The sequence below is a fragment of the Cyanobium usitatum str. Tous genome (assembly GCF_003011885.1).
GTDB classification, from domain to species: domain Bacteria; phylum Cyanobacteriota; class Cyanobacteriia; order PCC-6307; family Cyanobiaceae; genus Cyanobium_A; species Cyanobium_A usitatum.
Map to the genome: position 1 here is coordinate 1 of NZ_PXXO01000008.1, position 24,828 is coordinate 24,828.

Consider the following 24,828-nt stretch of genomic DNA (forward strand, 5'->3'; position numbering starts at 1 on the left):
ACCACCCTCGACGCCCTGCCGATCGACCAAGCCATGGCCGATCGCATTGTGGAGGAGGCCAACCACGCCTTCCACCTCAACATGACCATGTTCCAGGAACTGGAAGGCAATCTGATCGCCGCCATTGGCAAGGTGTTGTTTGGCTTCCTTACCCGGCGTCAGCGTTCGGGCAGCACGGAAGTGGCGGCGGCCTGAGCCAGAGTTGGCGGGCCGCAGCCTCTGAGTGTCTTGCGCCCCCTTCGCTTTTTGGTGCCTGGCACCAGCGGTCGCTACCGCTGCGGTGGCCTGCTGGTGGAGCAGCAGACGGCCCGGCTGCTGGCAGAACTGGTGCCAACAGAACTGGTCACCTATCGGCAGCGGGAGCCTGGACTGCCCTACCTGGTTGATCTGCTACGGGCTGAACCCCTAGGCAGCTCTGCCGCCACCGACTCCCTGTGGATCGTGAGCTGGGGCTTTGATGTGCCCCGCCAGTTGCGGGCGTTGCGGGGCCGGCCGGTGGCTTACCACGCTCATAGCAGCGGCTACGGCTTCCGCTTGCCACCCGGGGTGCCGGTGCTGGCAGTGAGTCGCAACACCCTGGGCTACTGGGGCCAATGGGCCAGCCGCAATCCGCTGTTCCTGGTGCCCAACGCCCTGGAGGCCAGTTGGATCGCCCGCGGTGATCGCCCCCACAACTGCGGCGCTGAGCCGGCGCCGAGCGGCCGCTCGATTGATGTGCTGATCCAGCGGCGCAAGACCAGCACCTACGTGCTGGAGCAGCTGGTGCCAGCCCTGCGGGCCCGCGGGCTCACCGTGCTGGTGCAGGACGGCTGGGTGGAAGATCTGGTGGGGCTGTTCAACAGCGCCAAGGTGGTTGTTTACGACTCCGCAGACCACTGGCGCTGCAGTGGTGTGAGCGAAGGCTTTGGTCTGCCGCCGATCGAGGCCCTGGCCTGTGGCTGCGTGCTGTTCAGCAGCCTCAACCACGCCCTGGCTGACAACCTGGACCCCGGGGGCTTGGCCCACCAGATCGGTATGGGCAGCCTGGCCGCCGACGGGGAGCGGATCGCTGCGGCGGTGGCCGATCCAGCCGCCTGGCTGCCTGCGCCACGCCGCTTGGAAGAGCTGCTTGATGAGCTCAGTGAACCGCGGCTGCGCCAGCGCTGGCGCCAGGCCCTGGACGCGATCAACATCCACATCGATCGGCTGCAGGCCGGTGAGCCGCCCCTGCGGCCCCCTTCTCTGCTCCAGCTGCGCTTGGAGCGCTGGCGGCAGAGGTTGGCCCGTCGCCTTGCCTAGGGTCTCAGGAATGAGCGCATTTCTAGCCGGCCTCAACGACGCCCAGCGCAAGGCGGTGGACCACCACACCGGTCCGCTGCTGGTGGTGGCCGGTGCGGGTAGCGGCAAAACCCGCGCCCTCACCCACCGCATCGCCCACCTGATCGGCCACCACGGCGCCGATCCGGCCCATCTGCTCGCCGTCACCTTCACCAACAAGGCGGCCCGCGAGATGAAGGAGCGGCTGGAGCTGCTGCTGGCCCAGAAGCTGGCCCAGAGCCAGTTTGGCCAGCCCTGGAGCACCCTGCCGGCGGTGGAGCAGCGCCAGCTGCGCTCGCGCATTTACCGCGAGGTGATCAAGGAGCTGTGGATCGGCACCTTCCATGCCCTGTTTGCCCGGCTGCTGCGCTTCGACATCGACAAGTTCAAGGATCCCGAAGGGCTCAGCTGGACGCGCCAGTTCTCGATCTACGACGAGAACGATGTTCAGAGCTTGATTAAGGAGATCGTCACCCAGGAGCTGCAGCTAGATCCCAAGCGCTTTGAGCCCAAGAAGGTGCGCTGGGCGATCAGCAACGCTAAGAACCAGGGCTGGATGCCCGAGCAGTTGGAAGCCGATGCCGGCGGCCAGCGGGGCAAGTTGATGGCGGAGACCTACCGGCGCTACCGGCGCGCCCTGGCTGCCAACAACGCCCTCGATTTCGACGACCTGCTGCTGCTGCCGGTGCAGCTGCTGCGCCAGAACGAGCAGATCCGCAACTACTGGCACCGGCGCTTTCGTCATGTGCTGGTGGATGAATACCAGGACACCAACCGCACCCAGTACGACCTAATCAAGCTGCTGGTGACCAACGGTCGCGAACCCTCCGACTACGACGACTGGGATGGGCGCTCGGTGTTTGTGGTGGGTGACGCGGACCAGAGCATCTACAGCTTCCGCGCCGCCGATTTCACGATCCTGATGGGCTTTCAGGATGACTTCGGTGACGGGGCCGCCAGTGAGACCACCGCCACGATGGTGAAGCTGGAGGAGAATTACCGCTCCACCGCCACGATTCTGGAGGCGGCTAATGCCCTGATCGCCCACAATTCCGAGCGGATCGACAAGGTGCTGCGGCCCACCCGAGGTGAGGGTGAATTGATCTCTCTCACCCGCTGCGATGACGAGATCGCCGAGGCCGAGGCTGTGGTGCACCGCATGCGCATGCTTGAAGCCGCCCACCCCGATCTCAGCTGGGGCGATATGGCGGTGTTGTATCGCACCAATGCCCAGTCGCGGGCGATGGAGGAGTCGCTGGTGCGCTGGGGCATCCCCTACATCGTGGTGGGGGGGCTGCGCTTCTACGACCGGCGCGAGATCAAGGATGTGCTCGCCTACCTCAAGCTGCTGGTCAACCCCGCTGACACCGTCAGCCTGTTGCGGGTGCTCAATACCCCCAAGCGCGGCATCGGTAAAACCACGATCGAGCGACTCACCGACGCCTCAAACCAGCTCGGCATTCCCCTCTGGGAAGTGGTTCGTGATGCAGAAGCAGTGCGTTCTTTGGGCGGCCGCTCGGCCAAGGGGTTGCTGCAGTTTTGCGAGTTGATCAACGGCCTCCAGGCCTGTGCTCAAGACATCGCCCCTTCTGAATTGGTGCAGCGGGTGATGGAGCAGAGCGGCTACGTGGCTGAGTTGATCACCGAAGGCACCGATGAAGCCGAAGACCGGCGCCGCAACCTCAATGAGCTGGTGAATGCTGCCTTGCAATACCAGGAGGAAAACGAGGAGGGTTCCCTGGAGGATTTCCTGGCTTCGGCGGCTCTGGCTAGCGACGCTGACAGTAAGGACACCGAGCAGGACCGCGTCACCCTGATGACCCTGCATGCCAGTAAGGGCTTGGAATTTCCGGTGGTGTATCTGGTGGGAATGGAGCAGGGTCTCTTCCCCAGCTATCGCTCCTTGGAAGACCCCTCGGCTCTCGAGGAGGAGCGCCGCCTCTGCTATGTGGGCCTCACCCGGGCCAAAGAGCGGCTGTTTCTATCTCATGCCAGTGAGCGGCGGCTTTGGGGTGGTATGCGCGAGCCGGCGGTGCCCTCGGTGTTTCTTTCGGAGCTGCCCAGCGCCCTGATCCAGGGGGACATTCCCCACAGCGGTGGAGCTTCCATTCGCCGTGAGCAGCGCCTGGATCGGCTCACCCGCGTGGATCGCGAGGATTCACGCCAGGTAGCTGGCGGCGGTGCGGCCGGTGCTCCCGCCAATGCGGTGCGGCGCCGGGCGGCCACCAAAACCTGGGCGGTGGGGGATCGGCTGCGCCACAGCAGCTTTGGCGAAGGTCAGGTGACCCACTTGTTTGGCAGTGGTGAGAAGGTGTCGATTGCTGTGAAATTTCAGGGGATGGGGCCCAAAATCCTTGACCCGCGCCTGGCGCCGATCGAGCCCGTCTAGGTGGAAATCCCTGGCATTCCAGCGCCCCTGCTGACAGCCCTGAGCCGGTCAGGGGTTGGGCCGGTGGCATTGGTCGGTGGAGGGGTGCGGGATTTATTGCTGCACCGGGTGCATAACGATCCCTGGCGGGGTCTGCCCGATCTGGACCTCGTGGTGCAGGGCCGGGCTTCAGAGCTGGTTAAGGAGTTGGTTGACGCCTTGGCTGGCCAGCTGGGTGAGGCTGTGGTGCAGCGCTGCCAGGAGCACGGCGCTTACGGCACCGTTGAGCTCGAACTCAACTTGGACGGCCAGCAGGTGCTGCTGGATGTGGCCACCGCCCGCTGCGAGACCTACCCGGTGCCAGCCGAAAATCCTCAGGTGAGCTTCGGCTCTCTGGCCGATGACCTGGCCAGGCGTGATTTCAGCGTCAACGCCATGGCCTTGGATCTGGTCAGCGGCACCCTGCTCGATCCCCATGGAGGCCAGGCCGATCTGGAGCTGCGCCAGCTGCGCTTTTTGCATCACGGCAGCGTTCGCGACGATCCCACCCGGCTGGTGCGCGGCGCCCGCTATGCGGCGCGGCTGGGGCTGGAGCTTGACGGAGCTAGCGCCGATCAGGCCGCAGCTACCCTGGCGCAGTGGCCTTGGCCTTGGCGCCAGGGTGATGCGCCAGCTCAAGCACCGTCAGCCCTGGGCACGCGCCTGCGGATGGAGCTGGAGTTGCTTCTGGAGCGCGAGCCCTGGCTGGCAGCTCTGGGGGCACTGCAGCGCTGGGGCGCTCTGGCGCTGCTTGATCCGGAGCTGCAGGCGGATACGCAGTGGCCGCGGCGGCTGCGCTGGGCTGCTCGGCTGGGGTTGCCGCTGCTGGTGGCCCTGGTGGCGGGAGCGCGCCAACCCCTCGCCCTGGCGGAGCGGCTGCAGTTGCCCCACCGCCAGCACCGCCTGCTAGCGCAATGGTTGGAGTTGCGGCGCCGGCTGGTGGCGCAGCAGCTGGAGGGCTCTCTGGCGCTGCCCGAGCACTGGTGCGCCCTGCTGGAGGCTTCTGGCTGCAGTCCAGAAGCGGTGGCCCTGGCCCTGGCCTGTGGCAGTGGCCCGCGCCGGCCCCTGCTGCGCTGGCTGCTGCGCTGGCGCCAGGTCAAGGCCGAGCTCAGCGCCGCTGATCTGCTGGCAGCTGGCATGCGGCAAGGCCCCGAGTTGGGCCAGAGGCTGAGGGAGCTGCGGGCCGAGCGGCTGCGCTTGGAGCGGATCTGAGTGCCGCAGACCCCTCGTTAGCGTGGGCGGATGACTGATCAGATGTCTGCTCCCCGAGTGGTGGTGGCCGTACCGGCCCGGCTGGAATCGGCGCGGCTCCCAGGCAAGCTGCTCGCCGATATTGCCGGCAAGCCCGTGCTCCAGCATGTGTTGGAGCGCTGCCGGCAGGCCCAGGGTCTGGCGGCCGTGGTGGTGTGCACAGACAGCGACCAGGTGCGCTCTTTTGCCGAAGGCTGGGGCTTTCCGGTGCTGATGACCTCGCCCCATTGCAGCTCGGGCAGTGAACGCCTGGCCAGCGTGGTGGCGGAGCTGGTGGCTGCTGCGGGGGGCGGGGCCTCTGATTTTGATGAAACCCTGGTGATCAACGTGCAGGGCGACCAGCCGCTGCTGGATCCGGCGATCATCGAGGCGATGGCGGCTCAGTTTGCCCAGCTGCAGCGGCCGCCGGTGCTCACGCCCGTCTATCCCCTTACCGCTGACAAGTTGCACGATCCCAATGTGGTGAAGGTGCTGCGGGCCCGCGACGGTCGCGCCATTACCTTCTCCCGCAGTGCCCTGCCCCATTTGCGCGGGGTGCCTCCCGAGCAGTGGGCTCAGCACAGCACCTATTGGGGCCATGTGGGCCTCTACGGCTATCGGGCCGACGTGTTGGCTGGCTGGGCGGCGCTGCCCCATTCCCTGCTCGAAGACCTGGAGAAGTTGGAGCAGTTGCGGCTTATCGACGCCGGCATTCCCCTGCTCACCTACGAGGTGGCGCATGACTGCCTCTCGGTGGATACCCCGGAGCAGCTGGAGCAGGCCCGGACCATTGCTCGCGCTGAGTTGGCCGGCGCCTAGGCGTTGCCTTCTCGCCAGCCCTCGCGGTTGAGGCTTTGCAACAGCCCCCGCTGCTGCAGCAGGGCTTCAGCTAGTTCACGCACGGCCCCATCCCCCCCCCGGCGGTGCAGCACCCAGTCGGCCTGGCGGCGCAGGCCCCGGGCGCCGTCGGCGGGGCAGATCAGCAGACCAGTAGCCGGGCGCACTGTTAGGTCGTTGAGGTCGTCGCCGATGAAGGCGGTTTGCTGGCGCTCCAGCTGCAGGTGGGCCTGGAGCTGGCTTAGGGCGCTGAGCTTGTCGCCGACGCCCACCAGACAGTGATTGACGTGCAGATGTCGGGCCCGCTGCTCGATGGCGCCGCTGCGCCCGCCGCTGAGAAAGGCCACCTCAATGCCTGCTCGCTGCAGCATCCGGATCGCCAGGCCGTCGCGCACGTCGAAGCGCTTCACCACCTGGCCCTGCTCGTCGTAGTGCAAGCCGCCATCGGTGAGCACACCGTCAACGTCACAAACCAGCAGTTCGATCGCCGCAAGATCCCGGCGCCGCAGCAGGGTTCGTTGCAGCAGCTGGCGGATCACAGGCTGCTTGGGGCCACACCCGCTGCCACTACTTGACGCAGGGCCAGCAGCTGGCTGAGCAGGGCCTCGAGCCGGTGCAGCGGCACCATGTTTGGCCCGTCGCTGAGGGCGTTGTCGGGGTCTGGATGGGTCTCCATGAACAAACCGTCCACCCCCACGGCGACTGCAGCTCTGGCAAGCGGTGCCACAAACTCCCGCTGCCCGCCGGTGCTGGTGCCACGGCCGCCGGGCTGCTGCACGGCGTGGGTGGCATCGAAGATCACCGGGCAACCCAGGGCTTGGAGCTGGGGGAAGCTGCGGTAGTCGACCACAAGGGTGTTGTAGCCAAAACTGGTGCCTCGCTCGGTGAGCCATAGGCGGCCGCTGGCGGGATCTAGCCCGCATTCCTGCATCTTGTTCACCACCTGGGCCATGTCCCAGGGCGCCAGAAACTGCCCCTTTTTGACGTTCACCACCTTGCTGGTGCCGGCCACGGCCTTGGCGGCGGCTTCGAGCAGGTCGGTCTGACGGCAGAGAAAGGCGGGGATCTGCAGCACATCCACGGCCTGGGCCGCTGCCGCCGCCTGACAGCTCTCGTGGATGTCGGTGAGCACGGGCACCCCGAAGCTCTGGCCCACCTCCTGCAGGATCTTCAGCCCCTCATCGGGGCCCGGGCCGCGAAACGACTTGCCGGAGCTGCGGTTGGCTTTGTCGAAGCTGGCTTTGAAGATGTAGCGGATGCCGACTCGAGCGCAGATCGTGCTCACCTGCTCGGCGATCTGAAGCACCAAATCGCGGCTTTCGATTACACAGGGCCCGGCGATCAAGGTGAAGGGAATGGCCGTCATGGGCGCTCCGCGGCGGTACTGGTGGTAAACCCAGCCTGCACCAGATCGTGCAGCCGTAGCAGGCCGAGCAACAGGCGAGGCTGGGCGGGATCCACAACTGGCAGCACTGAAATTGCCTGGTGGGGGTTGCGTTCCATCACTTTTAGAGCTTCTACAGCGAGCACCTCTGGCGTCACCGTGATCGGGTTAGCAGTGGCCATGGAGCCGGCGCGGAGGTCAGCCCACTCCTCGGGGGCATGATGCTGCAAGCTGCGGCGCAGGTCGCCGTCTGTGATCAGCCCGGCCATCAGTTCGGGGTTTGCGCCGGCCCGCACCCAGGCGGCCCCAAGACTGCCCTTGCCGTTGCTGCCTTCGGTGAGCCGGCCGATCACCTCGGCCAGGGGCGCCTCGGGAGAGAGCCCCTCCAGCGCTGTTGCCGGCACCATCAGATCGGCCACGGTGAGGGTGAGCTGGCGGCCTAGGGAGCCGGCTGGATGGTTGATGGCGAAGTCTTCGGGCGAGATGCCTGCCCGCTCCATCCACACTGCCGCCAGGGCGTCGCCAATCGCCATAGCTACCGCCGTGCTGGCCGTGGGAGCCAGGTTTAGCGGGCAAACCTCCCGATCTACCGAGCCATCCAGCACTACATCGCAGCCAGTAGCCAGGCTGGATGCCAGGCGGCCCACCAGGGCGATCCGGGCCGTGCCGCGGCGGCGCAGGTGGGGCAGGATCGCCAGCAACTCCTCTGTTTCACCGCTGTTCGAGAGCAGCAGGGCGACGTCGTCGGCCGCCACGATGCCGAGATCGCCGTGCAGGGCATCGACCGGATTGAGAAATACGGCCGTAAGGCCGATTGAAGAAAAGGTGGCAGCGATCTTGCGGGCAACAATGCCGCTCTTGCCCACGCCGGTAAGCACAAGCTTGGCCCGGCGTTGGCGGCACCCCTCCAGCAGTTCCAGAGCGGCCTCCACCTGGCTGCTGCTGAGGCGCTGGGCAGCAGCTGCTATGGCAGCAGCCTCTTCCTCCAGGCAGCGGGTGAGGGCAGACAAGATGCCGGTCTCGCAGATTCCCCATTCTCGCTGGCGGTTCGGCGCGTCGTCGTTTAGGTGTGCACCCGGCCGATCACAGCGGCTTCGCCAAAGCCTGCCTGCTGCAGATCGCTAAGGGCTGCTGCCAGCTGGTCGCCTGGAATCGCCGCCAGCAGCGGGCCGCAGGTCTGGGGATCAATCAGCAGGGCTTGATGAGCTGCATCGGTTTGCCCCTGGAGTTGAATCCGCTCCTCCAGTAGGGCCAGGGCGCTGGCATTAGAAGGGGCCAGGCTGCTGGCCCAGCCTGCGCTCAGCAGCGGTAAGGCCCCGGGCAGGGCCGGTATAGCTGCTGCCGCCAGCGTCACATGGCAGTTTTCTGGGCTGGCGGCCAGCATTTCGCCCAGATGGCCCAACAGCCCGAAGCCGGTCACGTCGGTGCAGGCGCGGCAACCGCGGCGGCTTAGCAGCTCCACCAGGCTTGCCTGGCATTGCTGCATCTGGGCTAGGGCGGCGTCTATCCACTGGGGCTGGGCCGCTCCAGTCATGGCCGCGGCAAACAGCACCCCCGTGCCGATGGGCCGGCATAGCAGCAGCCCATCGCCGCTGCGTAAGGGCCCCTTGCCCCAGTGCCGCCCAGCGGGTGCCCTGCCGTTCACGCTCAGCACCAAGCTCAGGCCTGCGGGGTTGGCCGGGTTGGATTGACTGTCGCGGGCCTCCAGGCTGTGGCCGCCGATCAGGCGGGCTCCGAGCGGTTGCAGCACCGATTGGATGCCGGCCAGGGTGTCGCTGAGCAGATCTGCCTGCAGGGCGGTAGCTAGCTCCGGCAGGGTGACCACCGCTTGCAGGCTTTCCACCTGGGCGCCACTGGCCCAGAGATCACTGCAGGCATGCAGGGTGGTGAGCCGGGCATTGAGCCAGGCATCGGCTACCAGCGCCGGAAAGCCATCGACGCTCTGCAGCAGCAGGGACCCATCGCCTGCCTGGGCGATCACCGCGGCGTCCTCGGCGCTGCCAGGGGTGCCGCCTCCGAGGCCATTGCGTGTCAGGGCGTCTTGCAGGGGGCTGGCGGCCAATTTGGCGGCGCAGCCCCGGCAGGCCATCGCTGCGCCCCCATCTAGGCCCATGGCCTTCAGCTCGCTGAAGCCGGCCATGAAGCGCCGATCCACGGTCTGCTTCCAGCGCCACAGCAGCGGGCTGGGGCCCAGGGCCCATGGACCCCAGAAGGCCACCGCCTGGGGCCTCGTGTTGCTGCCATCGCCCAGCAGCTGCAGCGCCCAGCGCTGGGGCCGCCAGGTTCGCAGCTCGCGGCCTGCAACCACTGCCTTCAAATTGTGGACCAGGGTTTGGGCGCAGCGCACAGCCCAGACACCGGAGGCGGGCCTGGGCCTGCTGGCGATCACGCCGCAGTCGCCGCTGGCGAACAGCCTTGGCTGTCGCCATACCTGCAGGCTGGCCTCAGTGAGCAGGCGCCCCTCGCTGTTGCAGGCCAGGCCTGAGGCGGTGAGCCAGCGGGGTGCGCGGCTGCCAGTGCAGGCCAGGTCGGCGGCGGCGTCATCCGGGCAGTTGGCCTCGATGGCAATGCCGGCGCTTTCCAGTAGCTGCTCCCCCAATTTGTTGGCTGCCTTTGAGCCCAGATTCAGCTGGCTGCCGCGCAGCTGCAGCCTGGGCTGCTGGCCCCTCGCCCGAAGCGCCAGGGCCACCTCTACGGCCGCGGCGCCGCCACCCTGGATGCGAACGCTGCCTGATTTGGGCTGGCTGCACCAGAGCAAAAAGGGCTCCAGGGGCTTTACCGCCATGGCTGCATGGTTTGCGACGCCGGTTTCTGCGCCCACATCGAGGCTGAGCCAGTCCCAGCGCAGGTTGGGCCGCCCCGCCAGTGCCAGCTCCCGACCCTCGGGATCAATCGCCGTGATCTCTGCCTGTACGAAGGTCACCCCCGCCAGCAGGCAAAGGCGGCGTAGGTCGATGGCGCAGGCGGCTGGCTCATAAAGACCGGCGACCAGCCCCGGCACCATGCCCGAGTAGAGGGCGGTGCTGTGGCGGCTCACCAGGGTGATCCAGGCGGCTGGCCGCTGCCGGTCCATGGCCCACATACGCAGCACCAGGGCGTGGCTATGGCCGCCACCGGCGAGCACCAGCCTTGCTTCAGCTGCCATAACCTTCGGGATTGGCCTGCTGCCAGGCCCAGCCGTCGCGGCACATCTCCTCCAGGGAGCGGCGGGTGCTCCAGCTGAGCCGTTCAGTTGCCAGGCGCGGATCGGCCACGGTGCTGGCGGCGTCTCCGTCTCGCCTTTCCACAACGGCGTACGGAACTGAACGGCGACTGGCGAGCTCAAAGGCCCTCACCACATCCAGCACCGAGTGGCCCTGGCCGCTGCCCAGGTTGAGGCTGAGCAGCTGGGGGGGCTCGGCCAGCAGCACGTCCAAGGCGGCCCGGTGCCCCTCAGCGAGGTCCATCACATGTATGTAATCGCGGACGCCGCTGCCATCGGGGGTGGGCCAGTCGCCGCCAAACACCTGCAGGCAGTCGCGACGCCCCACCGCCACCTGGCTCACAAAGGGGAACAGGTTGTTGGGTATGCCCCTGGGGTCTTCGCCGATGCGCCCACTGGGGTGGGCTCCCACCGGATTGAAGTAGCGCAGCCGGGCGATGCGCCAGCCGGGCTCACTGGCGACTAGGTCGGCTAGCAGCTGTTCCACGGCGGCTTTGCTGTGGCCGTAGGGGTTGATCGGCTGGATTGGTGCGCTTTCAGGGATCGGTACTAGCTCCGGCATGCCGTAGAGGGTGGCGCTGCTGCTGAACACCAGGTTGCGGCACCCATGGGCCTGCATCACCTGCAGCAGCTGGCGCGAGCCACAGAGGTTCACGTCCCAGTAACGCAGGGGCTCACGCAACGATTCACCCACCGCCTTGAGTCCGGCGAAGTGGACCACGGCTGTGATTGGCCGGCCGGTCGGGGTCGCCTTGAAGGCCCGCTCTAGATCTCCAGCGGAGCGAATGTCGCCCTCCACCACCTGCAGCCGGCCGGCTGCTGAGGGGCCGGCGAGTTCCAGCACGCGCTTCAGGCTTTCCCGAGAGCTGTTGTCAAAGTTGTCCAGCACCACCAAGTTGTGGCCTGCCTCCAGCAGCACCAGACAGGTGTGGGTGCCGATGAAGCCAGCACCTCCGGTGATCAACAGGTGGGCCATGGAGGTAATTCGTGCTTAAGGAATAGTCTCTCGTTGTGGCTATGTGAATTCCATGGGATTGTCCACTATCCGCTCCATCTGCTGCATTGGAGCGGGCTATGTGGGTGGGCCGACGATGGCGGTGATTGCAGATCGCTGCCCGGATGTGCAGGTGACTGTGGTGGACCTCAGCGCTGAGCGGATTGCAGCCTGGAATAGCGCCGATCTAAGCCGCCTGCCGGTGTATGAGCCGGGTCTCGATGCGGTTGTGGGCCGGGCGCGGGGCCGCAATTTGCACTTTTCCACGGCTGTGGAGGAGGCAATCGCTGCGGCGGATCTGGTGTTCATCTCGGTGAACACCCCCACCAAAACGAAAGGCCTGGGTGCCGGCCAGGCCAGCGACCTGAAGTGGGTGGAGGCGAGTGCCCGCACGGTGGCAAAAGCTGCCCAGGGTCACACGATCGTGGTGGAGAAGAGCACGCTGCCGGTGCGCACCGCTGAGGTGATTCAGCAGATCCTCTCCGCATCTGAGGGCAGTGGTGTAAGCGAAACCCAGCCGGCCAAGAGCTTTTCGGTGCTCTCCAACCCGGAGTTCCTGGCGGAGGGCACAGCTATTGCCGATCTGGAGAAGCCAGATCGGGTGCTGATCGGTGGCCAGGACCCCGAGGCGATCGAGGCCCTGGCGGCGATTTACGGCCACTGGGTGGCGCCCCAGAAGATCCTGCGCACCAACCTCTGGAGCAGCGAGCTCTCCAAGCTCACGGCTAATGCCTTTTTGGCGCAGCGGATCAGCTCGATCAACAGCATTGCGGCGTTTTGTGAGGCCACTGGCGCCAACGTGCGCGAGGTGGCCCGGGCGATTGGCGCCGACAGCCGCATTGGCGAGAAGTTTCTGCAGGCGGGTCCTGGCTTTGGCGGCAGCTGCTTTAAGAAGGACATCTTGAATTTGGTGTACCTGTGCCGCCACTACGGGCTGGAGGAGGTGGCGGCCTACTGGGAGCAGGTGGTGACGCTGAACCACTGGCAGCAGCAGCGCATAGCCCGGCTGGTGATCAGCAATCTGTTTGGCACGGTGAGCGGCAAGCGGATCGGCGTGCTGGGGTTTGCGTTCAAGGCCGATACGAACGACACGCGGGAGTCGCCGGCGATCCGGATCTGCCGGGAACTGCTAGAGGAGGGAGCGGTGCTGCAGATCGTCGATCCCAAGGTGAGCGAGAGCCAGATGGCTAAGGATCTGGGTCAACCGGCCGGCGCTGGCGAGGGCGACGGAGATGGCAGCTGGCAGCGGGTGCCGGAGGTGCTGCAGGCGGCCAGCGGCGCCGATGCCCTGCTGCTGCTCACCGAGTGGCAGCAGTTTGCTGTGATCGACTGGCCGGCGGTGGCGGCCGTAATGCGCCAGCCGGCCTGGCTGTTTGATGCTCGCGCCAAGGCCGACGGCGCCTTAGCCCGTGCTGCGGGTCTGCAGGTGTGGACCGTGGGGGAGGGCTGAGCCATGCCCGCCTCTCCCCCCCGCAACCTGATCACCGGCGGTGCCGGTTTTGTGGGTTCGCACCTGGTGGACCGGCTGATTGAAGCTGGCGAGGAGGTGATCTGCCTCGACAACTTTTTCACTGGCCGTAAGGCGAATGTGGCCCAGTGGATTGGCCACCCGCGCTTTGAGCTGATCCGCCATGACGTCACCGAGCCGATCCGGCTGGAGGTGGACCGGATCTGGCACCTGGCCTGCCCGGCCTCACCGGTGCACTACCAGCACAACCCGATCAAAACCGCCAAAACCAGCTTCCTGGGCACCTACAACATGCTGGGCCTGGCGAGGCGGGTGGGGGCGCGGCTGCTGCTGGCCAGCACCAGTGAGGTTTATGGCGATCCGGAGGTGCACCCCCAGCCCGAGAGCTACCGGGGCTGTGTGAACACGATTGGCATCCGCAGCTGCTACGACGAGGGCAAGCGGATCGCCGAAACGCTGTGCTTCGACTACCGGCGCATGCATGGGGTGGAGATCCGGGTGGCGCGGATCTTCAACACCTACGGTCCAAGAATGCTGCCCGACGACGGCCGGGTGGTGAGCAACTTCATCGTGCAGGCCCTTAAAGGCCAACCGCTCACCCTCTATGGCGATGGCAGCCAGACCCGCAGCTTTTGTTATGTGGATGATCTGGTGGAGGGCCTGATCCGGCTGATGAACGGCGGCCACACCGGCCCGATGAATATCGGCAACCCCGGTGAATTCACGATCCGCCAGCTGGCCGAGCTGGTGCGCGCGCGCATCAACCCCGACTTGCCGCTCACCTGTCAGCCGCTGCCGGCGGATGATCCCCTGCAACGTCAACCGGTGATCGAGCTGGCGCAGCGGGAGCTGGGCTGGCAGCCGACGGTGCCGCTGGAGCAGGGGCTGGAGCCCACGATTGCCTACTTCCGGGAGATGTTGAATCGATGAGTCGCCCCGTGTTGGTTACCGGTGCGGCCGGCTTTATCGGTGCGGCGGTGTGTGAGCGGCTTTTGGCCCGGGGTGAACGGGTGGTGGGGATCGATAACCTCAACAGTTACTACGACCCTGCCTTGAAGGAGGCCCGGCTGAGCCGGATCGAGGCCTCTGCCCCCAGGGAGTCCTGGAGCTTTCAGCGTCTGGAGCTGGAGGATGGATCTGCCATCGCGGATCTCTTCGCCCGCGACCGACCCCGACTGGTGATTCACTTGGCCGCCCAGGCCGGGGTGCGTTACTCCCTCGAAAATCCTGGTGCTTACTTGCAGAGCAACCTGGTGGGGTTTGGCGCAATCCTCGAAGGCTGCCGCCACCACGGCGTTGTGCATCTGGTGTACGCCTCCAGTAGCTCGGTGTATGGCGGCAATACCAACCTGCCGTTCACGGAACATCAGTCCGTGAACCATCCGGTGAGCCTGTACGCGGCAACTAAGAAAGCCAATGAATTGATGGCCCACACCTACAGCCACCTTTATGGGCTGCCGGCTACGGGGCTGCGCTTTTTCACCGTGTACGGCCCCTGGGGCCGGCCCGACATGGCGCCGATGTTGTTTGCCAAGGCGATCCTGGCGGGGGAGCCGATCCGGGTGTTCAACCAGGGGCGCATGCGCCGCGATTTTACCTACATCGACGACATCGTGACCGGGGTGATTGCCTGCGCCGATAAGCCGGCCAGCGCCGATCCCAGGTTTGACTCCGCGGCTCCAGACCCTGCCACCAGCTGGGCCCCGCATCGCTTGTTCAACATCGGCAACAGCGAGCCGGTGGAGCTGCTCCGCTTCATTGAATTGCTGGAGCAGGCGCTGGGTCGGCCGGCGATCCGCGACCTGCAGCCGATGCAGCCCGGCGATGTGGAGGCCACCGCCGCCGATACGAGCTTGCTCGAGGCCTGGGTGGGCTTCAGTCCCTCCACCTCGATCGAGGTGGGGGTTGAACGCTTCGCCCGTTGGTATCAAGCCAGCTACGCCTGAGCGCCGGCAGGCAGACTCACCCAACTTGCTGCTTTCGGTTTGGCATCGCTGCAGAGCCTGCGTGGCATGGCCGATCTGCTGCCAGAGCAGATTCGCCTGTGGCAGCACGTGGAAGCCACGGCCCGCGAGCACTTCCGCCGCAGTGCCATCACTGAGATCCGCACCCCCCTGCTGGAGGTCACCGAGCTGTTTGCCCGCGGCATCGGCGAGGCCACCGACGTGGTGGGCAAAGAGATGTACACCTTTCTCGACCGGGGTGAGCGCAGCTGCACCCTGCGGCCGGAGGGCACGGCGTCGGTGGTGCGGGCGGCGATCCAGCACGGCCTGCTGAGCCAGGGCCCCCAGCGCCTCTGGTATGGCGGGCCGATGTTTCGCTACGAGCGCCCCCAGGCGGGCCGGCTGCGTCAGTTCCACCAGATCGGACTGGAGCTGCTCGGTTTTGCCGATGCCTGCAGTGACGTGGAGGCCATTGCCGTGGCCTGGGATCTGCTGGCCGAGCTGGGGGTGGGCGGGCTGGAGCTGCAGCTCAATTCCCTCGGTAGCAGCGAAGACCGGGCCCGCTACCGCGAGCTGCTGGTGGCTTGGCTGGAGCAGCGGCGAGGCCAGCTCGATGCCGATTCCCAGGCCCGCATCCACAGCAACCCCCTGCGGGTGCTCGATTCCAAGAACCCCGATACCCAGGCTTTGCTGGCGGAGGCCCCCAGCCTGGCGTCCGCTCTCAGCGACGCGAGCCAGGCCCGCTTTGCGGCGGTGCAGCAGTCCCTCAAGGCCCTGGGGATCCCCTTTGTGCTCAACCCCCGGCTGGTGCGCGGCCTCGATTACTACAGCCACACCGCCTTTGAGATCACCAGCAGCCAGCTGGGGGCGCAGGCCACCGTGTGCGGTGGTGGCCGCTACGACGGCCTGGTGCAGCAGCTAGGCGGGCCGGCCACGCCGGCGATCGGCTGGGCCCTCGGGATGGAGCGGCTGGTGTTGCTGCTCAGCCAGAACGAAGCTTCGGTGGCTGCCGCCCCAGCCCTCGATCTCTATGTGGTTAGCCGTGGCGAGGCCGCGGCAGCGCTGGCCCTGGCCCTGGCACGGCGCTGCCGCCAGGCTGGACTGGCTGTGGAGAGGGATGCCAGTGGCGCGGCCTTCGGTAAGCAGTTCAAGCGGGCCGACCGTTCCGGGGCCCGTTGGGCGGCGGTAATCGGCGAGCAGGAGGCGCTAGACGGGGTGGTGGGGCTCAAGGATCTGCGGGTCGATGGCGGCGAGCAGGTCGATAAGCGGCTCACTCCTGAAGCCCTCCTTGTGGCCCTCGCAGCGGGCCCGCCGAGGCCATGACGCCACAGGACCTGTCCACCAGAGCAGGCCACTCCCGGGTGTTGGGCCTTTGACTGTGTTTTGACCCTTATGTGAAGCAAGCCCGGCCCTGATGGGTGATCCGACCGTCGCGATCATTGCTGGTGAGGGCGTGTTGCCTCGGATGCTCTCGGAGGCTCTCAGCCGTGCGGGGCGGACCCATATCGCCTGCTACCCCCACGGTCTGGAGGTGGAAGTGCCGGCGGCTGAGGAGTTTTTCTTCGAGCGCTCGATCGCCTTCATCAAGTCGCTGCAGCAGCGAGGCATCAAGCAGATCGTGATGGTGGGCAAGTTTGTGCGGCCGCGCTCGCTCAACCTGCTGCGCTTTGAAGGCTCCACCTTGATGGCCGCTCCCCGCATCCTGGCGTCGCTGCGCAATGGCGATGACGCCTCCCTGCGGGCCCTGGCCCAGATCATCGAGGAGCACGGCCTGAAGGTGGTGGGCATCGAAGATGTGGCGCCAAATCTGCTGCCGGAGCCAGGCTTGTATGCCAGCACCGTGCCCAGCGATCTGGACCGCGCCGATGTGGAGCGCGCCGCATACATCGTGGAGGCCATCTCCCAGGTGGACGTGGGCCAGGGAGCGGTGGTGGCCAAGGGGCTGTGCCTGGCCACCGAAGCCCTGCCCGGCACCGACGCCATGCTCGAGTGGGTGGCTGCCACCCGCACCGATCGGCCGGAGACGGGACGCACCGGGGTGCTCTACAAGGCCCCCAAGCTCAACCAGGACCGGCGCATGGACCTCCCCGGCATCGGTCCCACCACCGTGGCCAAGGCCGCGGCAGCGGGGTTGGCAGGCATCGCCTGGGAAGCCCGCAGTGCCCTGTTGCTGGATGCTGAGCAAACGATGGCGGACGCCGAGAGGCTGGGGCTGTTTTTATGGTCGCGGGAGCCTGATCAGGCCTAAGCCAGCACACCCTTGCTGCTCGGGACCGCACCCGCCCGGCGCGGATCGAGCTCCGTCGCCTGGCGCAGAGACCGGGCGAACGCCTTGAAGCAGGCCTCCACGATGTGGTGGGAGTTCACCCCATCCAGCTGGCGAATGTGCAGGGTGAGGCCACTGTTGTTGGCCACCGCCACGAAGAACTCCTTCACCAGCTCGGTGTCGTAGCAGCCAATCTTCTGGGCCGGGATCTTTAGCCCGTAGCTGAGGTGGGGCCGGCCGCTGCAGTCGAGGACCACCTGCACCAAGGCCTCATCCAGCGGCGCCACGAAGTGGCCGAAGCGGTGGATGCCGCGCCGCTCGCCCAGGGCCAGGGCCAGGGCCTGGCCCACGGCAATGCCAACGTCTTCGTTGGTGTGATGATCGTCGATATGGGTGTCCCCCAGCGCCTTGATCTCCAGGTCGATCAGGCCGTGGCTACTGATCTGGTGGAGCATGTGGTCAAGGAAGGGCACGCCGGTGTTCACCGTGCAGCAGCCGCTGCCATCGAGCCCCAGCGTCACGCGCACGTCGGTTTCGCCGGTGACGCGGTGGATGGTGCCGGTACGCATGGGGTTGCCCTCCTGGGCCTGCTTGGACTCTTGGCTCAGTGTGCCGCTCACATCCCCGTGATGCAGTAGCCGGCGTCCACATAGATCACCTGGCCGGTGATGCCGGAGGCCAGGGGGCTGGCCAGGAAGGCGGCGGTGCTGCCCACTTCCTCCTGGGTAACGGTGCGCTGCAGGGGCGCTTTCGCTTCCACGTTGTGGATCATGTCGAGGATGCCGCCGATGGCGCTGCTGGCCAGGGTGCGGATCGGTCCGGCGCTGATGGCGTTGACGCGCACCTGCTTCTCGGGGCCAAGCTCAGCCGCCAAGTAGCGCACCGAGGCCTCCAGGGCTGCCTTGGCCACGCCCATCACGTTGTAGTTGGGGATGGCCCGCTCAGCCCCCAGATAGCTCAGCGTGATGACGCTGCCGCCTTCGTTGAAGAGCGGCTTGGCCCAGCGGCACAGGGGCGCCAGGGAGTAGGCGCTCACCTCCAGGGCCCGGGCGAAGCCCTCGGGGCTGATGGCGGAATAGTCGCCGATCAGCTCCTCCTTGCCGGCGAAGGCCAGGCAGTGCACCAGCACGTCGATCGAGCTCCATTGCTCCTTCACCCGCGCAAACACGGCTTCGATTTGGGCGGAGTCCTGCACGTTGAGGGGTTCAAACAGGCTGGGGGCCAGCGGCGCGGTGAGCTCGCGCACCTTGCCCTCGAAGCGGCCCTTCTCATCGGGCAGATAGGTCACTCCCAGCTCAGCCCCGGCGGCATGCAGCTGCTGGGCGATGCCCCAGGCGATCGATTTGTTATTGGCGATGCCGGTAACCAGGGCCTTTTTGCCGCGCAAATCGAGGAGCATGGGAGCAGTGGCCGGGAGCCGGAACGATGCGATCGGGCGATTCTCTCCCACCCGGCGATCTGCCCCGCCAGTTCGCCAGCCGCGATGGGATGGAGGCGACCCTGCGCCAGCTGTTTCCCCAGGCCCCAGGTGGGTTGAGTCCCATTCAGGGCGGGCGCCGGGCGGCTGAAGCGGCCCTGGCTGCCATCGATCCGGCCGCTTATGGCCGCAGCCGCAACCACCTCGATGGGGCGGTGACGCGCCTGTCGCCCCATATCCGCCACGGCGTGCTCAGCCTGGTGGAGGTGCGTGAGGCTGTGTTCGCCTGGCTGGCGCGCAGCGGCCAGCCGCCGGTAGCGGCCCAAAAATTAATCAACGAGCTGGGCTGGCGCGACTACTGGCAGCGGCTCTGGCGCCAGCTGGGCGATGGCATCTGGCGCGACCAGGAGCCGCTCAAGACCGGCCATCCCCCCGAGCGCTACGCCGCCGCGCTGCCGGACGATCTGCTCGAGGCCCGCACCGGCCTGGCCTGCATGGATGGCTTCGCCAGTGAACTGATCCACACCGGCTGGCTGCACAACCACGCCCGTATGTGGCTTGCGGCCTACGTGGTGCACTGGCGGCTGATCCAGTGGCAGGCGGGTGCCCGCTGGTTTCTGCAGCATCTGCTCGATGGCGATCCGGCCAGCAACAACCTCAGCTGGCAGTGGGTGGCCTCCAGCTTCAGCAGCAAGCCCTACATGTTTAACCGGGAAAACCTGGAGCGTTTCAGCTCCGGCCGCTACTGCTCTGCTTGCGCCGCCGCTTCGGAGGGCACCTGCCCGTTTGAGGCCAGCTACGAGCAGTTGCAGGCGCACCTGTTCCCAGGAGCCAGCCCGTGCTGAAGCCCGTGCTTTGGATCCATGGCGAGGCCCTGGGGCCCGCCAATCCCGCCCTGGTGGCCCATCCGGGGGCGCCGGCGCTATTTGTGTTCGACCGGGAGCTCATCGAGACCCAGCGCCTCAGCCTCAAGCGGTTGGGCTTTCTCTACGAGTGTCTGCTGGAGCTGCCGGTGACCCTGCGCCACGGCGACGTGGTCGAGGAGGTGCTGAGCTTCGCTCGCCGCCATGGGGCTGATGGCGTGGTCACCAGCGCTGCGGTGGATCCGCGCTTTGGGCTGTTGCGGGAGCAGATTGCCGCCCAGTTACCGCTGCAGGTGCTGGAGCCTGAACCCTTCGTGGCCCTGCCGGAACCGCTGGATCTGCGCCGCTTCAGTCGCTATTGGCGCCGGGCTGAGCCGGTGCTGTGGGGGCGGGGTTCAGCAGCCGCTCCTCCTGCTCCAGCACAGCGTTGGGATCGCTGAGCAGGTCGGCTTCCTCCAGCAGCGGGTAGGGCTCCGGCTTGATTTCGGCGGCGTTGCGGGGGGGCTCCACCCAGCTGAAGCTGCTGCGCGGGGACTGTTGCAGGCAGAGGGCCTGGCTCTGCTGGCGCAGGGCCCGGCGCACGTCCTGGCGGGCTACGGCCTGGAAGTATTCCTGGCGCGGCGCCAGCCCCGAGCTGAACGGGGCCGTGCCATTGCCGTTGAACAGCCGGGCCGCATCGGCGCTCCAGCGGGGTTGGCAGCGCCCGCTCTGGCGGGTATCGGTGTCGATCCAGATGTGCAGGCCGTAGCCATCGGGCTGACTCACCACGGCTAGGCCGTCGTGGGCCATCCGCCTCTGCAGCGGATAGATCGCCCAGGTGGGGTGGCGGTGGGCCGGCACGCAGGCGCTGAGCAGCCCGGCGCCGAAGGCGGTGCTCAGGCCAGTGGCGAGGGCAGTGGCGAGGGCAGGACGGCTCCGGAATGGGGTCACAATCGGGGGCACAGGCCGGATGCCTGCTGCAAGATCAAGTGGCATCCTGGCCCCGAGATGGTGTGGTGGGCGACGTAAGTTGCTTGCCATGCAAGTGCCCCCGTTCAGCCTCAGCGAGCAGATTCAGGAGCTGGGCGCAGCTCTCGATCAGGCTGTGCTCGAGGTTTTGCGCAGTGGTCAGTACATCGGCGGAGCCACGATCTCCCGCTTTGAAACCGACTTCGCCACGGCCTGTGGCGTGCCCCACGCCATCGGCTGCAACAGCGGCACCGATGCCCTGATCCTGGCCCTGCGGGGCTTGGGCATCGGTCCAGGCGATGAGGTGATCACGGCTTCCTTCAGCTTTTTCGCCACCGCCGAAGCGATCAGCGCCGTGGGCGCCACGCCGGTGTTTGTGGATGTAGAGGAGAGCAGCTACCTGATCGATCTCGATCAGCTGGAAGCGGCGATCACGCCGGCCACCCGGGCCCTGCTGCCTGTGCACCTGTTCGGGCGGCCCGTGGACATGGAGCGGGTATGTGCCATCGCTGAACGCCATGGCCTCAAGGTGGTCGAAGATTGTGCCCAGGCCACCGGTGCCAGCTGGGCGGGCCGGCCGGTGGGCAGTTGGGGGGATGTGGGCTGTTTCAGTTTTTTCCCCACCAAGAATCTTGGCGCCGCTGGCGATGGAGGGGCGATCACCTGCCGGGATGCCGAGCTGGCCCAGGTCATCCGGGAGCTGGCGGTGCATGGCATGCCCCGCCGCTATCTGCACACCGCCCTGGGCTACAACAGCCGCCTTGACGCCATCCAAGCCGCCGTGCTCACCGTGAAGCTGCCCCATCTGGGCCGCTGGGTGGATCGTCGTAGGGCTATCTCGGCCCTGTATCGCCAGCAATTGGCAGGCCTTGGGGGCGTGCATCTGCCTGAAGCGGGCCTCACTGGCCACAGCTGGAATCAGTTTGTGGTGCGGGTGCCAGGCACCCCATCGGGGGTGAAAGCTTGCGCTGTGGCCTGTAATGGCTCTAACCAAGCGGCGGACTGTGTGTCTTCCACCGACAGCGCCGACTTCGGCCTGCCGGAAGCCTGCTGCCGGGATTGGCTCAAGCAGCAGCTCCAGAACGCTGGCGTCAGCACGATCATTTACTACCCGATCCCCATCCACCGCCAGCCGGCCTATGCCGAGCTGGGTTACGGGCCGGGCTCCTTGCCGATCACTGAGCGTCTCTGTTCCGAGGTTCTCAGCCTGCCGATCTTCCCCGAACTCTCAGTTGACCAGCAGCAGCAGGTGATTGCGGTGCTCGGTCAGCTGGTGGGCGCGGCTCAGTCGGCGGTTGCGGCCTGAGTAGGTCAAATTCGATGGGCGTTAACCACAGGCCATGCAGCGGTTCTTGACCCGGGGATGGCTCATTCAGAGGACCTTCCGCCTACGGAAGAGACGGCTTTTTCTGCTGGGCGTATTGGTGCTTTGCTTAGCTCCACCGGCAGCTGCTCAGGATGTGTTGCGCATCGGCGTGGTAGATGATCAGGCTCCCTGCTCGGATGTGGTCAATAGGAGCTTTGAGGGCAGCGCTGTTGATGTCTGGTACCAGGTGGCCAGCAGGGCAGACCTGCTCCACACTTTCGTTGCGCTGCGCAAGCCTGATGAGGCAGTTCGCGCGGCTGCCAGAGGCCAGGTTGATCTGGTCGTGTCGTGCCTGAACATCACCCCGTTCCGGCTGTATGAGGCTGCCTTTACAACGCCATACAGCGACGACGGGCTCTCACTCCTGACTAGACGCGAACAAAGCAGCTTTGCCACAATCATTAAAAATCTAAGGGCCAGTGCAATCATCCGAGACTCGATCGCTCTGCTGATTGGTCTCGGCCTTGGCTTCGCTCTGATCCTCTGGATCACATCGCGAGAGTTCCAGCATCGCGACATTGTTGGAGACAACAAGCGAGCCACCTTCTACAAAGGCTGGATGATGCTTGCCATGGGAACAGGCATCTACAAGATGGGCTCCGCACCATTGAGCATGTCGATCATTGCGCTCAATAATTTTGTCCGCTTGGTGATCACCTCGATCTTTGTGGCTGGAACCACCAGCGTGGTGCTCAAGGTCTCCAAACCAGTAGACATCAGCAATGCGAAGGACCTGCACTCAGCTCTCGAGGACAAGATTGGAGTGGTCTCCGACTCCGTGGCCCAGGCGTGGCTGGACCGCTCAGCGGATGCATTTTTGACAGCCGAAGATCAGCTAAAAATGATTGTTCCTTTTGATAGCTCTAGCGCCATGGTGGCTAGCCTGGAGCAGGGCAATGTGGGCAGTGTTCTTGCCGACTCAGCCAGCATCGCTACAATGAAAAGAAAAATAATTCATCCCAACGACTATGAAATAGTTGGTGAAACGCTCTACCGCACTCCACAGGCTTTTGCTGTTGGAGCAAGACTTGATGAGAAGACGCTAAAGAAGGTCAATGTCGCCCTAGCCCAACTGAAGTTCGAAGGAGAGGTAGATCGCACCCTCAAACGCTGGCAACCGGCTCACAATCACTGATTTCCGGCTTACTTGTTAGCCCTTGATCGTGGCGTAAAGCGCCTTGAAGCGCGCCTGCTGAACTTTGTGGTTCACCAGAGGCGCCGGGTAGCCGCGGCGCTCCAGCGGGGCGATCTCCCCACTGATCAGGTCGCGGGTGGCCACGTGCCGCAGTTCCGGCAGCCAGGTGCGGATGTAGGTGCCCTCGGGATCAAACTTGCCTGCCTGGGTAGCCGGGTTGAAGATGCGCAGCGGTTTGGGGTCCATGCCGCTGCTGGCGCTCCACTGCCAGCCGCCGTTGTTGGCGGCCAGATCGCCATCCACCAGGCGCGCCATGAAGGCCGCCTCGCCCCAGCGCCAGTCGCAGATCAGGTCCTTCACCAGGAAGGAGGCCACGATCATGCGGCAGCGGTTGTGCATCCAGCCGCTCTCGTTTAGCTGGCGCATGGCGGCATCGATGATCGGCATGCCCGTGAGTCCCTCGCGCCAGGCTTCAAACCAGCCGCTGTCGTTGTCCCAGGGGAAGGCGCGCCACTGGGGCCGGTAGGGCCCTTCAGCCAGCTCGGGAAAGTAAAAAAGTGCCTGCTGGTAAAACTCGCGCCAGGCCAGCTCCTGCTCCCACACCTGGATTGAGTACCGCTCCTCCTCGCTGCGGGCCAGCGGCCTGGCCTGCTGGGCGGCGGCCCAGGCCTGGCGGGGGCTGAGCGTGCCGAACTTGAGGGCGGCGCTGAGCCCTGAGGTGCCCGCTTCGCCGGGGATGTTGCGTCCCGGTTCGTAGCCAAGCAGCGAAATGGAGCGGCTATCGCCATCGCAGAAGGCTGCCAGCTGCTCTTGGGCCGCTTTTTCGCCAGGACGGCAGGGGCAGAGCTCAGCACCTCCAAAGCCGTGCTCCAAAAAGCCATGCTTCAGCTCCGGGTTGGTGAGCGGTAGGTCTGCCAGTGCTCCGGCGAGCTGGGCGGGATCAAGATCGATCAGGGCACTTGGCGGCGGCAGGGGGTCCAGGCCACCCGAGGCTGCTGTGCCGGTAGCGCTCGCCTCCTCCACCCAGCGGCGCCAACTGCGCCAGTAGGGCCCGTAGACCCGATAAGGGTCGCCAGCGCCTGTTTTGAGGGCTTCCGGCGCCACTAGGAGCTGGTCCCAATCGGCCAGCACCTTGCGGCCATCCGCCTGCAGCGCCCGCGCCACCCGCCGGTCGCGCTCGCGCCCGAAGGGTTCCACGTCCCGGTTCCAGGCCACCACCGCGGCGCCCAGGCCAGCGGCCAGGCGGGGCAGCAGCTCGGCTGGATCACCTCGCAGTACCACCAGCGTGCTGCCGGCCTGCTGCCAGGCCTGCTGCAGCTCCCGCAGGCTCTCAGAAAGAAACCACAGCCTCGCTGGGGCCATGCTGGGATCCGAGAGGATGGCCGGATCCAGCACGAACACCCCGGTCACGGCAGGGGTGGCGGCGGCGGCCGCCGCCAGGCCCCGGTTGTCGGCCAGGCGCAGATCGCGGCGATGCCAAAACAGCCAGCGCTCCGGAGCCATTAGATCCCCAGCAGTTGCTTGGCCCGCAGCCAGGCGGTGACGCTTTTGCCATCGAGGTACTCGTCGCCGCTGGCCAGGGCCGCATCCAGTTCGCCGGGCTCCATCAGCAGCACCTCCAGGTCTTCGTCGTCGTCGCCGGCGGGCGGTTCGGCCAAGGGGCTGAGGTCGCGGGCCAGGAAAAGGTGAATCACCTCATCGGAGTAGCCCGGGCAGGGCAGCATCGCCCCCAGGGGATCCCAGCGGCTGGCGCTGTAGCCGGCCTCCTCCTGCAGCTCTCGCTGCATGGTGCTGAGGGGATCTTCGCCTTCATCGAGGGTGCCGGCCGGAAATTCCAGCAGGCGGGTGGCCACGGCGAAGCGGTACTGGCGCAGCACTACCACCCGGCCGTCGTCAAGCACCGGCACCGCCAGGGAGGCGCCGGGGTGGCGGATCAAGCCAAAAGTGCCCACCACGCCCATCGGCAGCTCGACACGGTTTACCTCAAAGCGGATCTTGCGGGCATCGAGCACCGCGTTGGTTTCCAGGTGACGCGAGGGCTCTGGAGCGGGGAGGGGCGCCATGGGTGGGCT

At 66.2% G+C, this 24,828-nt stretch carries 24 protein-coding genes; 14 read left to right on the top strand and 10 right to left on the bottom strand.

Translation table 11 applies throughout. The annotated features are described in order from the left end of the window. From C7K55_RS08015 to kdsB, 5 genes are all read left to right on the top strand, one after another. Positions 1-195, top strand: a 195-nt coding sequence (locus C7K55_RS08015) for a biliverdin-producing heme oxygenase (RefSeq protein WP_193486235.1), incomplete at its 5' end; no start/stop codon positions are given. Between the two features lie 33 nt (positions 196-228). Continuing rightward, positions 229-1,278 (top strand): glycosyltransferase, encoded by a 1,050-nt coding sequence (locus C7K55_RS08020; protein WP_106632220.1) that lies wholly within the window; start codon positions 229-231, stop codon positions 1,276-1,278. A gap of 10 nt (positions 1,279-1,288) precedes the next feature. Further along, on the top strand, positions 1,289-3,685 hold the full coding sequence (locus C7K55_RS08025; RefSeq protein WP_106632221.1) for a UvrD-helicase domain-containing protein: 2,397 nt from the start codon (positions 1,289-1,291) through the stop codon (positions 3,683-3,685). Positions 3,686-3,748: 63 nt separating this feature from the next. Further along, on the top strand, positions 3,749-4,915 hold the full coding sequence (locus C7K55_RS08030) for a tRNA nucleotidyltransferase/poly(A) polymerase family protein (protein WP_315856779.1): 1,167 nt from the start codon (positions 3,749-3,751) through the stop codon (positions 4,913-4,915). Positions 4,916-4,957: 42 nt separating this feature from the next. Further along, positions 4,958-5,752, top strand: a complete 795-nt coding sequence (gene kdsB, locus C7K55_RS08035; RefSeq protein ID WP_106632321.1) for a 3-deoxy-manno-octulosonate cytidylyltransferase — start codon at positions 4,958-4,960, stop codon at positions 5,750-5,752. On the opposite strand, the gene C7K55_RS08040 is transcribed toward kdsB, so the two are convergent. The 5 genes from C7K55_RS08040 to galE are packed head-to-tail and all read right to left on the bottom strand — an operon-like array spanning position 5,749 to position 11,332. Further along, positions 5,749-6,309: a KdsC family phosphatase gene (locus tag C7K55_RS08040; protein WP_396094826.1), complete on the bottom strand. Its 561-nt coding sequence runs from the start codon at positions 6,307-6,309 to the stop codon at positions 5,749-5,751. The two genes, kdsB and C7K55_RS08040, sit on opposite strands and share 4 nt — an antisense overlap. Then, on the bottom strand, positions 6,306-7,136 hold the full coding sequence (gene kdsA / locus C7K55_RS08045; RefSeq protein WP_106632223.1) for a 3-deoxy-8-phosphooctulonate synthase: 831 nt from the start codon (positions 7,134-7,136) through the stop codon (positions 6,306-6,308). Before kdsA ends, C7K55_RS08040 begins: the two co-directional genes overlap by 4 nt. Beyond that, positions 7,133-8,164, bottom strand: coding sequence for a KpsF/GutQ family sugar-phosphate isomerase (locus C7K55_RS08050; protein WP_106632224.1), 1,032 nt, complete (start codon positions 8,162-8,164; stop codon positions 7,133-7,135). Before C7K55_RS08050 ends, kdsA begins: the two co-directional genes overlap by 4 nt. 53 nt (positions 8,165-8,217) lie before the next feature. Continuing rightward, a complete protein-coding gene (selD, locus tag C7K55_RS08055; RefSeq protein WP_106632225.1) occupies positions 8,218-10,299 on the bottom strand; it encodes a selenide, water dikinase SelD in 2,082 nt (693 codons plus the stop codon). Beyond that, positions 10,289-11,332 (bottom strand): UDP-glucose 4-epimerase GalE, encoded by a 1,044-nt coding sequence (gene galE, locus C7K55_RS08060; protein WP_106632226.1) that lies wholly within the window; start codon positions 11,330-11,332, stop codon positions 10,289-10,291. The genes selD and galE overlap by 11 nt, the downstream gene beginning before the upstream one ends. Positions 11,333-11,384: 52 nt before the next feature. On the opposite strand from galE, the gene C7K55_RS08065 reads away from it, so the two are divergent. The 5 genes from C7K55_RS08065 to C7K55_RS08085 all read left to right on the top strand — a co-directional run bounded on the left by C7K55_RS08065 (position 11,385) and on the right by C7K55_RS08085 (position 17,009). Beyond that, on the top strand, positions 11,385-12,800 hold the full coding sequence (locus tag C7K55_RS08065; protein ID WP_106632227.1) for a nucleotide sugar dehydrogenase: 1,416 nt from the start codon (positions 11,385-11,387) through the stop codon (positions 12,798-12,800). A gap of 3 nt (positions 12,801-12,803) precedes the next feature. Further along, a complete protein-coding gene (locus tag C7K55_RS08070) occupies positions 12,804-13,748 on the top strand; it encodes a UDP-glucuronic acid decarboxylase family protein (protein WP_106632228.1) in 945 nt (314 codons plus the stop codon). Further along, on the top strand, positions 13,745-14,764 hold the full coding sequence (locus C7K55_RS08075) for an NAD-dependent epimerase (RefSeq protein WP_106632229.1): 1,020 nt from the start codon (positions 13,745-13,747) through the stop codon (positions 14,762-14,764). The genes C7K55_RS08070 and C7K55_RS08075 overlap by 4 nt, the downstream gene beginning before the upstream one ends. A 39-nt stretch (positions 14,765-14,803) precedes the next feature. Beyond that, a complete protein-coding gene (gene hisS / locus C7K55_RS08080) occupies positions 14,804-16,084 on the top strand; it encodes a histidine--tRNA ligase (protein ID WP_106632230.1) in 1,281 nt (426 codons plus the stop codon). 91 nt (positions 16,085-16,175) lie between these two features. Then, on the top strand, positions 16,176-17,009 hold the full coding sequence (locus C7K55_RS08085) for an LpxI family protein (protein ID WP_106632231.1): 834 nt from the start codon (positions 16,176-16,178) through the stop codon (positions 17,007-17,009). Here C7K55_RS08085 and hisB read toward each other — a convergent pair. Both hisB and fabI read right to left on the bottom strand, forming a co-directional pair. After that, complete coding sequence (hisB, locus tag C7K55_RS08090) at positions 17,006-17,596, bottom strand: imidazoleglycerol-phosphate dehydratase HisB (protein ID WP_106632323.1); 591 nt, start codon at positions 17,594-17,596, stop codon at positions 17,006-17,008. The two genes, C7K55_RS08085 and hisB, sit on opposite strands and share 4 nt — an antisense overlap. 47 nt (positions 17,597-17,643) lie before the next feature. Then, positions 17,644-18,426 carry an enoyl-ACP reductase FabI gene (gene fabI / locus C7K55_RS08095; protein WP_106632232.1) on the bottom strand — a complete coding sequence of 261 codons (783 nt, stop codon included), beginning with the start codon at positions 18,424-18,426 and terminating at the stop codon, positions 17,644-17,646. 26 nt (positions 18,427-18,452) lie between these two features. Here fabI and C7K55_RS08100 point away from each other — a divergent pair, with 26 nt between their 5' ends. After that, positions 18,453-19,289, top strand: coding sequence for an FAD-binding domain-containing protein (locus C7K55_RS08100; protein WP_106632233.1), 837 nt, complete (start codon positions 18,453-18,455; stop codon positions 19,287-19,289). Continuing rightward, on the top strand, positions 19,283-19,747 hold the full coding sequence (locus C7K55_RS08105; RefSeq protein ID WP_106632234.1) for a hypothetical protein: 465 nt from the start codon (positions 19,283-19,285) through the stop codon (positions 19,745-19,747). The genes C7K55_RS08100 and C7K55_RS08105 overlap by 7 nt, the downstream gene beginning before the upstream one ends. Here C7K55_RS08105 and C7K55_RS08110 read toward each other — a convergent pair. Further along, entirely contained in the window at positions 19,656-20,237 is a 582-nt protein-coding gene (locus C7K55_RS08110; RefSeq protein WP_315856780.1) for a hypothetical protein, read from the bottom strand. The two genes, C7K55_RS08105 and C7K55_RS08110, sit on opposite strands and share 92 nt — an antisense overlap. A gap of 88 nt (positions 20,238-20,325) precedes the next feature. Between C7K55_RS08110 and C7K55_RS08115 the strand changes: the two genes are divergently transcribed. Then, a complete protein-coding gene (locus C7K55_RS08115) occupies positions 20,326-21,561 on the top strand; it encodes a DegT/DnrJ/EryC1/StrS family aminotransferase (RefSeq protein WP_106632235.1) in 1,236 nt (411 codons plus the stop codon). 34 nt (positions 21,562-21,595) lie between these two features. Further along, entirely contained in the window at positions 21,596-22,756 is a 1,161-nt protein-coding gene (locus C7K55_RS08120; protein ID WP_106632236.1) for a substrate-binding periplasmic protein, read from the top strand. 15 nt (positions 22,757-22,771) lie between these two features. Here C7K55_RS08120 and C7K55_RS08125 read toward each other — a convergent pair whose 3' ends face one another. Together C7K55_RS08125 and C7K55_RS08130 are read right to left on the bottom strand one after the other, a co-directional pair. Beyond that, complete coding sequence (locus tag C7K55_RS08125) at positions 22,772-24,259, bottom strand: FAD-binding domain-containing protein (protein ID WP_106632237.1); 1,488 nt, start codon at positions 24,257-24,259, stop codon at positions 22,772-22,774. Beyond that, positions 24,259-24,819: an NUDIX domain-containing protein gene (locus C7K55_RS08130; protein ID WP_106632238.1), complete on the bottom strand. Its 561-nt coding sequence runs from the start codon at positions 24,817-24,819 to the stop codon at positions 24,259-24,261. The genes C7K55_RS08125 and C7K55_RS08130 overlap by 1 nt, the downstream gene beginning before the upstream one ends. Between the last annotated feature and the right edge of the window lie 9 nt (positions 24,820-24,828).

Excerpts from the sequence above, each read along its gene's own strand:
- C7K55_RS08025 (WP_106632221.1), top strand. The coding sequence starts at position 1,289 with ATGAGCGCATTTCTAGCCGGCCTCAACGACGCCCAGCGCAAGGCGGTG.
- kdsB (WP_106632321.1), top strand. The coding sequence starts at position 4,958 with ATGTCTGCTCCCCGAGTGGTGGTGGCCGTACCGGCCCGGCTGGAATCG.
- kdsA (WP_106632223.1), bottom strand. The coding sequence starts at position 7,136 with ATGACGGCCATTCCCTTCACCTTGATCGCCGGGCCCTGTGTAATCGAA.
- selD (WP_106632225.1), bottom strand. The coding sequence starts at position 10,299 with ATGGCAGCTGAAGCAAGGCTGGTGCTCGCCGGTGGCGGCCATAGCCAC.
- galE (WP_106632226.1), bottom strand. The coding sequence starts at position 11,332 with ATGGCCCACCTGTTGATCACCGGAGGTGCTGGCTTCATCGGCACCCAC.
- C7K55_RS08065 (WP_106632227.1), top strand. The coding sequence starts at position 11,385 with ATGGGATTGTCCACTATCCGCTCCATCTGCTGCATTGGAGCGGGCTAT.
- C7K55_RS08070 (WP_106632228.1), top strand. The coding sequence starts at position 12,804 with ATGCCCGCCTCTCCCCCCCGCAACCTGATCACCGGCGGTGCCGGTTTT.
- C7K55_RS08075 (WP_106632229.1), top strand. The coding sequence starts at position 13,745 with ATGAGTCGCCCCGTGTTGGTTACCGGTGCGGCCGGCTTTATCGGTGCG.
- C7K55_RS08085 (WP_106632231.1), top strand. The coding sequence starts at position 16,176 with ATGGGTGATCCGACCGTCGCGATCATTGCTGGTGAGGGCGTGTTGCCT.
- hisB (WP_106632323.1), bottom strand. The coding sequence starts at position 17,596 with ATGCGTACCGGCACCATCCACCGCGTCACCGGCGAAACCGACGTGCGC.
- fabI (WP_106632232.1), bottom strand. The coding sequence starts at position 18,426 with ATGCTCCTCGATTTGCGCGGCAAAAAGGCCCTGGTTACCGGCATCGCC.
- C7K55_RS08100 (WP_106632233.1), top strand. The coding sequence starts at position 18,453 with ATGCGATCGGGCGATTCTCTCCCACCCGGCGATCTGCCCCGCCAGTTC.
- C7K55_RS08115 (WP_106632235.1), top strand. The coding sequence starts at position 20,326 with ATGCAAGTGCCCCCGTTCAGCCTCAGCGAGCAGATTCAGGAGCTGGGC.
- C7K55_RS08120 (WP_106632236.1), top strand. The coding sequence starts at position 21,596 with ATGCAGCGGTTCTTGACCCGGGGATGGCTCATTCAGAGGACCTTCCGC.
- C7K55_RS08125 (WP_106632237.1), bottom strand. The coding sequence starts at position 24,259 with ATGGCTCCGGAGCGCTGGCTGTTTTGGCATCGCCGCGATCTGCGCCTG.
- C7K55_RS08130 (WP_106632238.1), bottom strand. The coding sequence starts at position 24,819 with ATGGCGCCCCTCCCCGCTCCAGAGCCCTCGCGTCACCTGGAAACCAAC.